Below are 13,746 nucleotides of genomic sequence, written 5' to 3' on the forward strand. Positions count from 1 at the left end.
CGGCGACCAGCGCGGCCACCGCGACGGCCGCGACCGCCGCCGAGCCGCCGACGACGGCCTGCTTGCCCGCCACCCGCCGGCCCGTCCGCGCAAGCCGCCGGTGCCCCCGCCGAGCCGCCCGGCCCCCACCGCCACCGCTCCCCGAGCCGGAAGCCCCCGAGGAACCCTTGGACCCCGAAGAGCCCGAGGCCCCCGAAGCCCCCGAGGGCGACGCGGTAGTCGCCGCCCAGACGTGGGCCAGCACCCGCGCCGGATCGAGACTGGCCGGCACGGCCACCAGCGGCAGCCCGCCCAGCAGCCGTTCCATCGGCAGCAGCCCCCGCTCCAGGCCCTGGCACACCCCACAGCCGCGCAGATGACGGGCGAACCGCTTGCGCCACAGCGGACTCGGCGTGCCGTCCCACGGCGCGGCGATCTGGTCCAGCTCCGCGCAGCGCGGCTCGGCGCCCAGCGCCCGCACCACGCCCCGCGATATCTCCATCTGCTTCTTCATCCGCTGCACCCGCACCGCCGCGTGCCGGTCCGACAGCCCCAGCGCACCGGCGAGGTCCGCGCGCTCCAGCTCGCCGGTCTCCTCCAGCCACCACAGGGACAGCAGCTCCTGGTCGTCCGGGTCGAGCCAGCGCGTCGCCTCGGCGACCTCACGGCGCTGCTCGGTCAGCCCCAGCCGCAGGATGGTCAGCCCGGCGAAGTCCAGGGCGGGATCGGTGATCGTCTCCGCGTCGTCCAGGTGCGCCCTGCGGTCCCGGTCCGTGGCCCGCGACTGCTCCCGGTTCCGTACCTGCCGGATCGTGATCGCCACCAGCCAGGACCGGAACGCGGACGGGTCCCGCAGCTTCGGCAGCCCGCGCACCATGCGCAACAGCGTCTCCTGTACGACGTCGTCGACGTCGGCGTGACCGTTCAGGGCGCGGCCGACGATGTTGTAGACCAGCGGCAGGCAACGGCTCACCAGCTCCTCCAGGGCCCGTCCGTCACCCGCGCGGGCGGCCATGACCAAGCCGGGGTCAGGCCCTCTCCGATGGTTCTCGATCATGTGGGTCTGTTCCTCCACGCAGGGATCCGGCTGTCGGATCGGAGACCGCCCGAGGCGCACGGGGACAACAGAAAAACGGCGGATCGGCTTCGGAACCCGTTCCGGCTCCGGAATTCGTGTTGTACGGACCCCGTCCACGGGGTCTCCGAGCGGAAGGCACACATCTGGCACAGCCCGAGGAAGGCACAAGGATGGCACGAGGACGCAGGAGACACGGCGTGCGACCACCGCGAGGCCCCCGCTGGTGGCACGCCGCGGTGGCAGCCCTCGTCGCGGTCACGGCCGTACTGATCGTCTACAACGCCTGGACGCCGTCCGGCAGCGACACCGTCGGCACCGCGGACCGCGCCCGGACCACCGAGGCGCTGCCGTCCGGATCGCGGACCGTCCCGCCCACGCCGTCGGCCGCACCGAGCCGAGGCGCCACACCCTCCGCGTCACCGTCGGCGAAGGCGAAGCCGAAGGCATCGGCCGGGGCGTCGGCGAAGACCACCGGGACACCGGCCACCGGCTCGGGCACCTCGGGCCGGGCCCGGCAGCAGCCGACCACCGCCCCCGCCGGCAAACGCCTGATCACCGTCGTCAACAAGACCCGGAAGACGGTCTGGGCCGTCGTCACCAACACCGCCGTCTACCCGGCCGGCCGCAGGCTGGCCCCCGGCCAGAGCATGTCGGTGACCGTGGCGGACAACTGGGGCGGCCGCATCTGGGGCCGCACCGGCTGCGCCACCACGGCCGCGAGCACGTGCGCCTCCGGCGACTGCACCAGCGTCTGCTCCGGCGGCAACCCGCCCACCACCCTCGGCGAGTTCACCTTCGCCGCCTTCGACGACATGGACTTCTACGACGTCAGCATGGTCGACGGCTCGAACCTGCCCATGTACATCAACGTCTCCCACACCACGACCGTCGACCCGGTCAGCTCCGCCGGCTGCTACCAGGGCCGCTGCACCACCGAGGTCAAGTGCCCCAAGGCGATGCAGACCCTCCTGAACGGCCAGGAGATCGGCTGCAAGCCCCCGTGCGCGGCGTTCGGCGGCGACACCTACTGCTGCCGGGGCGCCTGGGCGGGCCGGGAGAACTGCGTCCCCGCCAAGTGGCCGGTCGACTACACCCAGGTCTTCAAACTGGCCGCGCCCTACGCCTACTCGTACGCCTTCGACGACTCGGCGACCATGTCCTGCAAGCACCAGTGCTACTACCGGGTGACCTTCGGCACCACGAACGGCACCTGACGCCCGCCCCGGTTCCGTGCGTCAGAAGGCGTACGGGTCCCCGGTGGCCAGCACGAGCACCCGCTGCGAGTCGTTCGTACGGTCGTGGTCGACCGCGCCCCCGCCCCACACCAGGTCCACCTCGAGCACCACCTCCGCCGGCCGCTCCCGCAGCCGTACCGGAACCACCAGCTGCTCGCCGGGCACGTCCACGGCCAGCGGACCGGTGCCGCACACCACCTCACGGTCACCGGTGCGCGCGCACCGGTCCGGGAGCCGCTGGTCGTCCGCCAGGGGCGCCGACCAGCGCAGCCGCACACTGGCACCGGTCACCGGGTCCGGCCCCTGGTCGCGCGGGGTCACCCGGACCTCCGCCAGGTCCCCGCTCATCACGACGGACCCGTGCACCTCCAGGTCGGCGTCCCCGGCCCAGGCGGTCCCGCCCCCGCCCAGCACCAGCGCGCCCACGGCCACCGCGAACCCCCAACGACGTACGTCCATGCCACCCGTCCGTTCCATCCGTGCCGCCCGGTCCGACTCCGGCCGTTCGTACGGATGTATGCCACCGGACCCCCGCCACAGGCGCCCTCCATCAGGTGACACCGCCCGGACGTGACAGTGTGCGGCCATGCAGATCCTCCGCTCCGCCGCCCTGTTCGTCGTCGCCGCCTTCTTCGAGATCGGCGGCGCCTGGCTGGTCTGGCAGGGCGTGCGGGAGCACCGCGGCTGGCTCTGGATCACCGGCGGCGTCCTCTCCCTCGGCGCCTACGGCTTCGTCGCCACCTTCCAGCCGGACGCCCACTTCGGCCGCATCCTGGCGGCGTACGGCGGCATCTTCGTCGCGGGCTCGATCCTGTGGGGCGTGGTGGCCGACGGCTACCGCCCGGACCGCTGGGACCTCACGGGCGCGGCGATCTGCCTGACCGGAATGGCACTCATCATGTGGGCCCCAAGAAATCACTGACGCGAGCTGAACGCGCCCCGCCAGGGGCGCGGGGAACTGCGCGATCAACCCCCACACACCCGCACCGGCGCGACGACCGAAATGCCACCCCACCTATCCTTGCCCCAACAGGCCCGCACACTTGAACCCCCTGAGGAGCACTCCCCCATGGCCCTCTCCCGCATCGCGGTAGTCACCGGCGCGAGCAGCGGAATCGGCGCCGCCACCGCCCGCGGCCTCGCCGCCGCCGGCTACCGCGTCGTCCTCACCGCCCGCCGCGAGGACCGCATCGAGGCACTGGCCAAGGAACTCACCGAGGCGGGTCACCAGGCCACGGCCTACCCGCTGGACGTGACGGACCGCGCCGCCGTGGACGAGTTCGCCACCGCGTTCCAGTCGATCGCCGTCCTGGTGAACAACGCGGGCGGCGCCCTCGGTGCCGACCCGGTGGCCACCGGCGACCCGGCCGACTGGCGCACGATGTACGAGACGAACGTCATCGGCACCCTGAACGTCACCCAGGCCCTGCTGCCCAAGCTGGAGGCGAGCGGCGACGGCACGGTGGTGGTCGTCTCCTCCACCGCGGGCCACGGCACCTACGAGGGCGGCGGCGGCTACGTCGCCGCGAAGCACGGCTCCCACGTGCTCGCCGAGACGCTGCGCCTGGAGATCGTCGGCAGGCCGGTCCGGGTGATCGAGATCGCACCGGGCATGGTCAAGACGGACGAGTTCGCGCTGACCCGCTTCGGCGGCGACGCGGAGAAGGCCGCGAAGGTCTACCAGGGCGTCGCCGAGCCCCTGACCGCGGACGACGTGGCCGACACCATCACGTGGGCGGTGACCCGCCCGAGCCACGTCAACGTCGACCTCCTGGTCCTGCGCCCCCGCGCCCAGGCCTCGAACACGAAGGTCCACCGGGACCTGTGACCCCGGACGACGACCCGACGAAGGCCCTGCCGGCGGACCTGGAGAAGGCCCGCCTGGCACAGGAGACGAAGAACGAACGCCAGGTCTGGTACTTCCTGGGCTACTTCCTCTTCGGCATCCATCTCATCGCCTTCGTCATGATCTACGCGGTCCGCCACGCGAAGTGACGGACCGCGCGGTCAGCCCTTGACGCAGACGACCTGCTTGAGCTTCGCCACGACCTCGACCAGGTCCTGCTGCTGGTCGATGACCTGGTCGATCGACTTGTAGGCGCCGGGGATCTCGTCCACGACCCCGGAGTCCTTGCGGCACTCCACGCCCCGCGTCTGGTCCTCCAGGTCCTTCGTCGAGAAGCGCCGCTTGGCGGCGTTGCGGCTCATGCGCCGGCCCGCGCCGTGCGAGGCGGAGTTGAAGGACTTCTCGTTGCCGAGGCCCTTCACGATGTACGACCCGGTGCCCATGGAGCCGGGGATGATGCCGTACTCGCCGGCCCGGGCGCTGATCGCACCCTTGCGGGTCACGAGCAGGTCCACGCCTTCGTACCGCTCGCGGCTCACGTAGTTGTGGTGGCAGCTCACTTCGGGTTCGAAGGTGACCCTGGCCTTCTTGAACTCCTTGCGGATCACGTCCTTGAGGAGGGCCATCATGATCGACCGGTTGTACCTCGCGTACTCCTGAGCCCAGTAGAGGTCGTGCTCGTACGCCGCCATCTGCGGTGTGTCCGCCACGAAGACGGCGAGGTCGCGGTCGACCAGGCCCTGGTTGTGCGGGAGTTTCTGGGCTACGCCGATGTGGTGCTCGGCGAGCTCCTTGCCGATGTTGCGGGAACCGGAGTGCAGCATCAGCCACACGGAACCGGTCGTGTCCGTGCACACCTCGACGAAGTGATTTCCGGATCCGAGCGTTCCTATCTGCTGATGCGCCCGCTCCTGACGGAACTTGACCGCGTCCGCGACCCCGTCGAACCGGCCCCAGAACTCGCCCCAGCCGGCCGTGGTCAGACCGTGGACGTCACCCGGCTCCACCGGCTCCGCGTGCATCCCCCGGCCCACCGGAATCGCCTGCTCGATCTTCGAGCGCAGCCGGGACAGGTCACCCGGCAGGTCGTTCGCCGTCAGGGAGGTCCGCACCGCGGACATGCCGCAGCCGATGTCGACACCGACCGCCGCCGGGCACACCGCGTCCCGCATCGCGATGACCGAGCCGACCGTGGCGCCCTTCCCGTAGTGCACGTCCGGCATGACCGCCAGGCCCTTGATCCACGGCAGCGTCGCGACATTGCGCAGCTGCTGGAGCGCCACGTCCTCGACGGTCGCCGGGTCGGTCCACATCCGGATCGGTACCTTCGCGCCCGGTATCTCCACGTACGACATGACTTCCTCATTCCCCCACAGACGGCATGACAAAAAGAACACAAGTGATTAATCAGGCAGAGCGCAAATGCAGGGCCAAGGACACCCGAAGCAGACAGGGGACCGGCGTTCACGGCAGTGCGTGCGATACACATTGTCTCCAGCGGGCGCCCCACTGCGGCAAGCGATTAACCAGCGGGGACACTGGAGCAGGACCGAGCGACCCAGTGAACGGAAAGGAGCCTGACCGTGCAGCGGAAGGCGTACGTAACCGGCACCGCCGCCCTTCTCGCGGCTCTGCTGGCCGGCTGCACGAGCGGTTCCAGCGGCGGGGACGACACCAGCGACAAGAACGCGGACACCGGCACCGCCACCGTCGCCGCCCAGCCCGGCAAGTACCGCACCCTCCCCGAGCCCTGCGGCGCGGTCAGCCACGACACCCTCGACTCCCTGCTCCCCGGTATCGCCCAGATCACCGACACGGACCAGCGCGACAAGGCCTACCAGGGCGACGCCACCCTCACCTACGACACGGACCGCAAGGTCGGCTGCCGCTGGAAGGTCGAGTCCACCGACGCCACGGACCGGCTGTCCGTCGACTTCGAACGCGTGGTGTCGTACGACAACTCGGTCAGCGACGACAACGAGGCGCAGACCATCTACTCGCAGTTGGAGACGGCGGCCGACATCCCCGAGTCCGCGCCTCCGAGCGCGACGGAATCGCCGTCGCCGTCCGGCTCCTCCTCCGCCTCCGCGTCCCCTTCCGCCTCCTCGTCAGCCCCTTCGTCCGCCTCGGCCTCCGCCTCCGCGTCCTCCGGCGACCCCGCCGGCTCGGCCTCCGCGTCCGCCTCCTCGTCGGTCACCCCGGCCGATCTGCAGCCCCGCGTCCTCACCGACCTCGGTGACGAGGCATACCTCGACGACCAGCTCAGCGGCTCCGGTTCGACGGCCGAACAGCGGACGGTGACTGTGGTGTTCCGCACGTCCAACGTCGTGGTGACCATCGAGTACGAGGAGCAGCCGATGGCCACCGGAACGGTCCCGGACAGCAAGGAAATGCAGGACAGGGCGCAGAATCTGGCCGCACAGCTGGCCGAGGCCCTCAACGGCTGACGGCCCGGACACGCCCCGCGCACCCCGCCCGCAAAGCGCGCGAACCAAAACCGCACAGCTCCCTCACCGCGTACCGTGGCCCCTCGGACCCGATCCGACCGCAGGAACCCCGAACGTATGAGTGAAGGAACCATGCAGCGAGTAGCAGTCCAGCGAGACGACCAGCGCGCCCGGAACGAACGGAACGCACAGCGACGGACCGGGCGCCTCCGCCGCTCCCTCGTCTGCGCGGCCGCCGTCCCCGCCGTGGCACTGTTCGCGACCGCCTGCTCCTCGGACTCGGACAACGCGGCCAAGGAGACCGGCACCGGCTCGACCCCGGCCCCCGCGGGCACCGCGGCCGCCGGCGGCACGGCCGCCTCCCCGACCGTCCAGGCGGCCAAGTACCAGAAGCTGCCCGAGCCGTGCGCGGTGCTGTCGAAGAAGACGCTCACCTCACTCGTGCCGAAGGGCGTGAAGTCGGGCAAGGAGGGCACGTCGGACGATGTGGCCACGCGCGGCAGTTGCTCCTGGAGCAGCCTGGACAACAACGGCGTGAAGGGCTCCCAGTTCCGCTGGCTGAACGTGTCCTTCCTGCGCTTCGACTCGGACGCCGGCCGGGGCAGCGGCGACAAGCAGGCCGAGGCGTACTACACGAGCCAGGTGCAGGAGGCGCAGTCCGTGACCGGCGCCAAGAACACCAAGTCGGAGCCGGTGAGCGGGGCCGGCGACCAGTCCACCGCCGTCCGCTACGACCTGAAGAAGAAGGAAGGCGCCTTCAGGCAGCAGACGGTCGTGGCGCGCGTCGCGAACGTGGTCGTCACCGTCGACTACAACGGCGCGGGTCTGGCCGGTGAGAAGACGCCGGACGCGGACACGCTCACGAAGGCGGCGGTGCAGGCAGTGAAGGAGGCGGTGGCGTCGGTCTCCAGCGCCAACGGCTCGGGTGCGCTCGCGAGTTCACCTGCGGCGACACCCTCGAAGTCGGCCTCGAAGTCGGCCTCGGAGTCCCCCTCCGCCTCCGCGTCGCCCAGCAAGTCGTCGGCCAAGAAGAGCTGACCGGCGACACGTGCGCCGCACACATGTGCCACCCTGTTGCGCGCAACAACACGCAAGGGGAGGGGAGTACGGGTGGCCGCGCCAATGCAGCTGACTCGGATGCACCGCGTTCTCATCGGCGTGGTCGTGACCGGCGCGATGATCATCGCCGGTATCGGCTTCGCCGGCTCGTACGCGGCCGTCCGTGAGCTGGCCATCAAGAAGGGCTTCGGGAACTTCGCGTATGTCTTCCCGATCGGCATCGACGCGGGCATCTGCGTCCTGCTCGCCCTGGACCTGTTGCTGACCTGGATCCGCATCCCCTTCCCGCTGCTGCGGCAGACGGCCTGGCTGCTGACCATCGCCACGATCGCCTTCAACGGCGCGGCGGCCTGGCCGGACCCGCTGGGCGTGGGCATGCACGCGGTGATCCCGATCCTGTTCGTGGTCGCCGTCGAGGCGGCCCGGCACGCGATCGGCCGGATCGCCGACATCACCGCGGACAAGCACATGGAGGGGGTCCGCCTCACCCGCTGGCTGCTCTCCCCGGTGCCCACGTTCCTGCTGTGGCGCCGGATGAAGCTGTGGGAGCTGCGCTCCTACGACCAGGTCATCAAGCTGGAGCAGGAACGTCTCGTCTATCAGGCGAGGCTGCGTTCCCGCTTCGGCCGGGCGTGGCGCAGGAAGGCCCCCGTGGAGTCCCTGATGCCGCTGCGCCTGGCGCGCTACGGCGTCCCGCTGGCGGACACGGCCCCGGAGGGGCTGGCGGCGGCGGGCATAGACCTCCCGGTGCTCCTGCCGGCCCCGGCGCCCGCGCCGGTGTCCGCCGCCCCGGCGGTGGCCGCGCAGGGCGAGCAGCGCGCGGAGCTGGTCCCCGCCCCCCGTCCCGAGCGGCCCGCGTACGCACCCGAGCCGGAGGTCAACCCCTGGCTGCACGCCAGGGACCCCCAGCAGATCGAGTACCACGGCGACTACGACCCCACCTTCGAGCCGCCCTACGAGCCCCAGTACTCCGACGAGGAGTACGCCGCCTGGCAGTACCAGCAACAGCAGTACCAGCAACAGCAGCAGTTCCCCCCGGAGCGGGAGCCGCAGCCCCTCCCTGAGGAGTCCCCGTCGGAGACGACCGGCAGCTTCCCCATCCCGTCCGGCCCGGGTCGCACCCGTGAGCTCGGCGAGGGCGGGGGCCCGCCGGAGCCGACCGAGGAAGACTTCTACCTGGTCTTCAAGAAGTCGATAGACGGCAGCTACCCCACCTCGGGCCAGCTCAGGGACGACGTGGAGGCGACGTACGGCATAGCGCTCGCGCAGCGCGACGCGGACCGCATGGTCAACCGCTTCACGAACCGCCACACCGCGGAACTGCAGGAAGACCACATCGCGTAAGCCACGCACGGCACCAAGCACAAAGAAGGGGCCCTCCGCCGAGGAGGGCCCCTTCTCCGTGCGGGCCTTACGCCCCGAGCAGGGCCCGTACCCGGTCCTGCCCGACGGCGAGCAGCAGCGTGGGCAGCCGCGGCCCGGTGTCCCGGCCCACCAGCAGGTGGTACAGGAGCGCGAAGAACGAACGCTGGGCCGTCTTGATCTCGGCCGGCAGCTCCTTGGCCGTCGCGTCCGCGGAGAACCCGGCCTGCACCTTGGGCACGCCGTACACGAGGTGGGTGAGGCCGTCGAGCGACCAGTGCTCGGCGAGGCCGTCGAGCAGCAGCCGTACCGACTGCTGGGACGCCTCGTCGAGGGACTTCAGCAGCTCGGCGTCCGGCTCCTCGCGGACGATGGTGCGCTGGTCGGCCGGCACCTGGGTGTTGATCCAGGCCTCGGCCTTGTCGTACCGCGGGCGGGCCTCGTCCACCGACGTCAGCGGGTTCGCGGGGTCCAGCTCGCTGAGGATGCGCAGCGCCTGGTCCTCGTGCCCGGCGGTGATGTCGGCGACGGAGGCGAGGGTGCGGTACGGCAGGGGCCTGGGCGTGCGGGGCAGCTCGCCGCCGGCCGTGCCCACGGCACGGGAGTGCGCGGCGATGTCGCCGGGCAGCGCGGACCCCTCCGCCACCTTGCCGTCCAGCTTGTCCCACTCGTCGTAGAGCCGCTGGATCTCCTGGTCAAAGGCGATCTTGAAGGACTGGTTGGGCCGGCGGCGGGCGTACAGCCAGCGCAGGAGCTGCGGCTCCATGATCTTCAGCGCGTCGGCCGGGGTGGGCACCCCGCCCCGGGACGAGGACATCTTCGCCATGCCGCTGATGCCCACGAAGGCGTACATGGGCCCGATGGGCTGCTGTCCGCCGAAGATCCCGACGATCTGCCCGCCCACCTGGAAGCTGGACCCGGGCGACGAGTGGTCGACACCGCTCGGCTCGAAGACGACGCCCTCGTAGGCCCAGCGCATCGGCCAGTCGACCTTCCAGACCAGCTTGCCGCGGTTGAACTCGCTGAGCCGGACGGTCTCCGAGAAGCCGCACGCGGTGCAGGTGTACGTGAGCTCGGTGGTGTCGTCGTCGTACGCCGTGACGGTGGTCAGGTCCTTGCCGCAGCCGCCGCAGTACGGCTTGTAGGGGAAGTACCCGGCGGACCCGGACGACCCGTCGTCCTCGGCGGCCGCGCCCGAGCCCTCCTCGGCCTCCAGCTCGGCCTCGTCGACCGCCTTCTGCTGGGGCTTCTTGCCGGTCTTCGGCTTGGTCCGGTACTGGGCGAGGATCGCGTCGATGTCACCCCGGTGCTTCATGGCGTGCAGGATCTGCTCGCGGTAGACGCCCGAGGTGTACTGCGCGGTCTGGCTGATCCCGTCGAACTCCACGCCCAGCTCGGCCAGCGACTCGACCATCGCGGCCTTGAAGTGCTCGGCCCAGTTCGGGTGGGCGGACCCCTTCGGGGCGGGCACCGAGGTGAGCGGCTTGCCGATGTGCTCGGCCCAGCTCTCGTCGACACCGGCGACGCCCGCGGGCACCTTGCGGTACCGGTCGTAGTCGTCCCAGGAGATCAGGTGCCGCACCTGGTGACCGCGCCGCCGCACCTCGTCCGCGACCAGGTGCGGGGTCATGACCTCGCGGAGGTTGCCCAGGTGGATCGGCCCGGAGGGAGAAAGCCCGGACGCGACGACGACCGGTTTGCCCGGGGCCCGACGCTCCGACTCCTCGATGACCTCATCCGCGAAACGGGAGACCCAGTCGGTGGTCTCGGTGCTCTGAGCCACGATCGGCACGTCCTTCTTTCAGACACGGGGCAGCCGGTACGGTCGCACGGCTGGCGCGTCCATTGTCCCAGGGACCGCCCCTTCCACGAAAACGCCATAACACAAGAGCCCAGTAAGCCCCCCAAGGTTCCGCACCCCACTCGGCGGCGCAGCCGCCGCTTAGGGGCGCGAGGAACCGCGCGACAACCCACGCCCCACCCGCACCCGACCACCCACCCCGCCCGGCGGCGCAGCCGCCGCTTGGGGGCGCGGGGAACTGCGCGACAAGCCACGACGGACCCGCACCCGACCACACGCCCTGCCCGGCGGCGCAGCCGCCGCTTGGGGGCGCGGGGAACTGCGCGACAAGCCACGACGGACCCGCACCCGGCCACGGCACCGAGCCCCCCACCCCCGTAGCCGCAAAAACCCCTTTACCCCCCGTGAAATACTGGACCCGTCTACCAGCACCCACGAGGAGAACGGCTCCCACCCCATGGCCCCGGTCACGTCCCTCAGCGCCTCCGTCAACCAGCAGCTCACCGACGCCCTCGCTTCCGCCCTGCCGGAGGCCGACGTCGACCCGCTGCTGCGACGCAGCGACCGGGCCGACTACCAGGCGAACGGCATCCTCGCCGCCGCCAAGAAGGCCAAGGCCAACCCCCGGGAGCTGGCCACGCAGGTCGTCTCGCACATCACCACCGGCGCGGACCTGATCCAGGACGTCGAGGTCTCCGGCCCCGGCTTCCTCAACATCACCCTCTCCGACCGGGCGATCACCGGAAACCTGGCCGCGCGGTACGCCGACGGCGACCGGCTCGGCGTGGCCGCCAAGGCGGACCCGGGCGTCACGGTGATCGACTACGCCCAGCCGAACGTCGCCAAGGAGATGCACGTCGGCCACCTGCGCTCCGCGGTGATCGGCGACGCCCTGCGCGGCATGCTCGACTTCACCGGCGAGCAGACGATCGGCCGGCACCACATCGGCGACTGGGGCACCCAGTTCGGCATGCTCATCCAGTACCTGATCGAGAACCCGGGCGAGCTGTCCGCGGAGACCGACACGGACGGCGAGCAGGCCATGTCGAACCTGAACCGGGTCTACAAGGCGTCCCGGGCGGTCTTCGACGCGGACGAGGAGTTCAAGGAGCGGGCCCGCAAGCGGGTCGTCGCCCTCCAGTCCGGCGACAAGGAGACCCTCGACCTCTGGCAGCGGTTCGTGGACGAGTCGAAGGTCTACTTCTACTCGGTCTTCGAGAAGCTGGACATGGAGATCCGGGACGACGAGATCGTGGGCGAGTCGGCGTACAACGACGGCATGCCCGAGACCGCCCGCCTCCTGGAGGAGATGGGCGTGGCGGTCCGCTCCGAGGGCGCGCTGGTGGTCTTCTTCGACGACATCCGGGGCAAGGACGACCAGCCGGTCCCGCTGATCGTGCAGAAGGCGGACGGCGGCTTCGGCTACGCGGCCTCCGACCTGACCGCGATCCGCAACCGGGTCGCCGACCTGCACGCCACGTCCCTGATCTACGTCGTGGACGTGCGTCAGTCCCTGCACTTCAAGATGGTCTTCGAGACGGCACGGCGGGCGGGCTGGCTCACCGACGACGTCACCGCGCACAACATGGGCTACGGCACGGTGCTGGGCGCGGACGGCAAGCCGTTCAAGACGCGTGCGGGCGAGACCGTACGGCTGGAGGACCTGCTGGACGAGGCGGTGCAGCGGGCCGCCCAGGTCGTCCGGGAGAAGGCGCAGGACCTCACCGAGGACGAGATCCAGGAGCGGGCCGCCCAGGTCGGCATCGGCGCGGTGAAGTACGCCGACCTGTCGACGTCCGCGAACCGGGACTACAAGTTCGACCTGGACCAGATGGTCTCGCTGAACGGCGACACGTCCGTGTACCTCCAGTACGCGTACGCCCGTATCCAGTCGATCCTGCGCAAGGCGGGGGACGTCCGGCCGGCCGCGCACCCGGAGCTGGCCCTGCACGCGGCGGAGCGGGCGCTGGGCCTGCACGTGGACGCGTTCGGCGACACGGTCTTCGAGGCGGCGGCGGAGTACGCCCCGCACAAGCTGGCCGCGTACCTGTACCAACTGGCCTCGCTGTACACGTCGTTCTATGACAAGTGTCCGGTCCTCAAGGCCGACACCCCGGCCCAGGTGGAGAACCGTCTGTTCCTGTGCGACATGACGGCCCGCACCCTGCACCAGGGCATGTCCCTGCTGGGCATCCGGACGCCCGAGCGGCTCTGAGCGTCCGCACCGCGACAACGGCCGGTGTCCGCTTCTCCTCGGGGAGGAGCGGACACCGGCCGTTGTACGTATGGTGCGGCTGTCAGGCAGCGAAGCGCTTGAAGGCGGCGCGGGTGCCGGAGCCGGCGATGCCGTCGATGTCACCGGTGTAGCCGTAGTCGGCCTTCAGCAGGCGCTGGAGCGCCTTGATCGTGTTGGTGCCGGGGTCGCCGTCGATGGCCCCGGTGTAGCCCCAGTACTTCGTGAGGCAGCGCTGGAACGCCTTCCAGCTGTTGGGGCCGAGCTGGCCGTCGATGCCGTCGGTGTAGCCCCAGTACTCCGCCAGGAAGTTCTGCACGTTCTTGGCCTCGGCGGTGGTCAGGCCGAAGTTCTCGTAGGAGGCCAGGGTGGCGGCCTGCGCGCTCACCGCCGGCTGCGAGACCGGCGCGGCGAAGCTGGTGCCTGCGGTCGCCAGGGAGCCGGCGGCGAGACCGGCGACGGCGGTGATTCCGACGAGGGTCCTGGCCAGAACGTTCGGTCGCATGCATTCCTCTTTCAGGTCGTGGGACGGCACCCGGTCCGTTCGGCGACCTGGTGCCGTCACCACGGTGCGGTCCGCCCGGCGGGCTCCGCCACGACTGCCGGCGAAGTGGCGGCAGCACGGGACGTCGCCCCCTCTGACCTGCACCGACACCCTCCCATGGGACGGAGTGACGGGACGGCCGTACAGGGGTGGCCATGCTCA

Annotated in this window: 13 protein-coding genes; 8 read left to right on the forward strand and 5 right to left on the reverse strand. The window is 70.8% G+C overall.

The window, feature by feature from the left end:
• A partial coding sequence (locus MB828_RS44440; RefSeq protein WP_301653127.1) for an RNA polymerase sigma factor occupies nt 1-1,036 on the reverse strand: 1,036 nt, incomplete at its 3' end.
• A gap of 218 nt (nt 1,037-1,254) precedes the next feature.
• Here MB828_RS44440 and MB828_RS44445 point away from each other — a divergent pair.
• On the forward strand, nt 1,255-2,271 hold the full coding sequence (locus MB828_RS44445; protein ID WP_301653128.1) for a thaumatin family protein: 1,017 nt from the start codon (nt 1,255-1,257) through the stop codon (nt 2,269-2,271).
• Nucleotides 2,272-2,292: 21 nt separating this feature from the next.
• Here MB828_RS44445 and MB828_RS44450 read toward each other — a convergent pair whose 3' ends face one another.
• Nucleotides 2,293-2,751 carry a hypothetical protein gene (locus MB828_RS44450; protein ID WP_301653129.1) on the reverse strand — a complete coding sequence of 153 codons (459 nt, stop codon included), beginning with the start codon at nt 2,749-2,751 and terminating at the stop codon, nt 2,293-2,295.
• 127 nt (nt 2,752-2,878) lie between these two features.
• Here MB828_RS44450 and MB828_RS44455 point away from each other — a divergent pair, with 127 nt between their 5' ends.
• From MB828_RS44455 to MB828_RS44465, 3 genes are all read left to right on the forward strand, one after another.
• The gene (locus MB828_RS44455; RefSeq protein ID WP_133027575.1) at nt 2,879-3,214 is read left to right on the forward strand and encodes a YnfA family protein; all 336 of its coding nucleotides are present in this window, start codon (nt 2,879-2,881) and stop codon (nt 3,212-3,214) included.
• Nucleotides 3,215-3,361: 147 nt separating this feature from the next.
• On the forward strand, nt 3,362-4,120 hold the full coding sequence (locus MB828_RS44460) for an SDR family NAD(P)-dependent oxidoreductase (protein ID WP_133027576.1): 759 nt from the start codon (nt 3,362-3,364) through the stop codon (nt 4,118-4,120).
• Nucleotides 4,117-4,287 carry a hypothetical protein gene (locus tag MB828_RS44465; RefSeq protein ID WP_165941657.1) on the forward strand — a complete coding sequence of 57 codons (171 nt, stop codon included), beginning with the start codon at nt 4,117-4,119 and terminating at the stop codon, nt 4,285-4,287. The genes MB828_RS44460 and MB828_RS44465 overlap by 4 nt, the downstream gene beginning before the upstream one ends.
• A gap of 12 nt (nt 4,288-4,299) precedes the next feature.
• Here the strand turns inward: MB828_RS44465 and MB828_RS44470 are convergent, their stop codons facing one another.
• Nucleotides 4,300-5,493 (reverse strand): RtcB family protein, encoded by a 1,194-nt coding sequence (locus MB828_RS44470; RefSeq protein ID WP_301653130.1) that lies wholly within the window; start codon nt 5,491-5,493, stop codon nt 4,300-4,302.
• Between the two features lie 228 nt (nt 5,494-5,721).
• On the opposite strand from MB828_RS44470, the gene MB828_RS44475 reads away from it, so the two are divergent.
• The 3 genes from MB828_RS44475 to MB828_RS44485 all read left to right on the forward strand — a co-directional run bounded on the left by MB828_RS44475 (nt 5,722) and on the right by MB828_RS44485 (nt 8,988).
• Nucleotides 5,722-6,585: a DUF3558 domain-containing protein gene (locus MB828_RS44475; RefSeq protein WP_301653131.1), complete on the forward strand. Its 864-nt coding sequence runs from the start codon at nt 5,722-5,724 to the stop codon at nt 6,583-6,585.
• A gap of 132 nt (nt 6,586-6,717) precedes the next feature.
• On the forward strand, nt 6,718-7,623 hold the full coding sequence (locus tag MB828_RS44480; RefSeq protein WP_301653132.1) for a DUF3558 domain-containing protein: 906 nt from the start codon (nt 6,718-6,720) through the stop codon (nt 7,621-7,623).
• Nucleotides 7,624-7,722: 99 nt separating this feature from the next.
• Nucleotides 7,723-8,988 (forward strand): DUF2637 domain-containing protein, encoded by a 1,266-nt coding sequence (locus MB828_RS44485; RefSeq protein WP_301653133.1) that lies wholly within the window; start codon nt 7,723-7,725, stop codon nt 8,986-8,988.
• Between the two features lie 67 nt (nt 8,989-9,055).
• Here the strand turns inward: MB828_RS44485 and lysS are convergent, their stop codons facing one another.
• A complete protein-coding gene (gene lysS / locus MB828_RS44490; protein WP_301653134.1) occupies nt 9,056-10,798 on the reverse strand; it encodes a lysine--tRNA ligase in 1,743 nt (580 codons plus the stop codon).
• 466 nt (nt 10,799-11,264) lie between these two features.
• Between lysS and argS the strand changes: the two genes are divergently transcribed.
• Nucleotides 11,265-13,022, forward strand: coding sequence for an arginine--tRNA ligase (gene argS, locus MB828_RS44495; protein WP_301653135.1), 1,758 nt, complete (start codon nt 11,265-11,267; stop codon nt 13,020-13,022).
• A gap of 82 nt (nt 13,023-13,104) precedes the next feature.
• Here the strand turns inward: argS and MB828_RS44500 are convergent, their stop codons facing one another.
• Nucleotides 13,105-13,545: a peptidoglycan-binding domain-containing protein gene (locus MB828_RS44500; RefSeq protein WP_046734122.1), complete on the reverse strand. Its 441-nt coding sequence runs from the start codon at nt 13,543-13,545 to the stop codon at nt 13,105-13,107.
• Nucleotides 13,546-13,746 lie beyond the last annotated feature (201 nt).

The organism is Streptomyces arenae, assembly GCF_022343545.1.
In the GTDB taxonomy this organism is placed as follows: Bacteria; Actinomycetota; Actinomycetes; order Streptomycetales; family Streptomycetaceae; genus Streptomyces; species Streptomyces humi.

Excerpts from the sequence above, each read along its gene's own strand:
- MB828_RS44455 (WP_133027575.1), top strand. The coding sequence starts at position 2,879 with ATGCAGATCCTCCGCTCCGCCGCCCTGTTCGTCGTCGCCGCCTTCTTC.
- MB828_RS44480 (WP_301653132.1), top strand. The coding sequence starts at position 6,718 with ATGCAGCGAGTAGCAGTCCAGCGAGACGACCAGCGCGCCCGGAACGAA.
- MB828_RS44450 (WP_301653129.1), bottom strand. The coding sequence starts at position 2,751 with ATGGACGTACGTCGTTGGGGGTTCGCGGTGGCCGTGGGCGCGCTGGTG.
- MB828_RS44485 (WP_301653133.1), top strand. The coding sequence starts at position 7,723 with ATGCACCGCGTTCTCATCGGCGTGGTCGTGACCGGCGCGATGATCATC.
- MB828_RS44470 (WP_301653130.1), bottom strand. The coding sequence starts at position 5,493 with ATGTCGTACGTGGAGATACCGGGCGCGAAGGTACCGATCCGGATGTGG.
- MB828_RS44460 (WP_133027576.1), top strand. The coding sequence starts at position 3,362 with ATGGCCCTCTCCCGCATCGCGGTAGTCACCGGCGCGAGCAGCGGAATC.
- argS (WP_301653135.1), top strand. The coding sequence starts at position 11,265 with ATGGCCCCGGTCACGTCCCTCAGCGCCTCCGTCAACCAGCAGCTCACC.
- MB828_RS44500 (WP_046734122.1), bottom strand. The coding sequence starts at position 13,545 with ATGCGACCGAACGTTCTGGCCAGGACCCTCGTCGGAATCACCGCCGTC.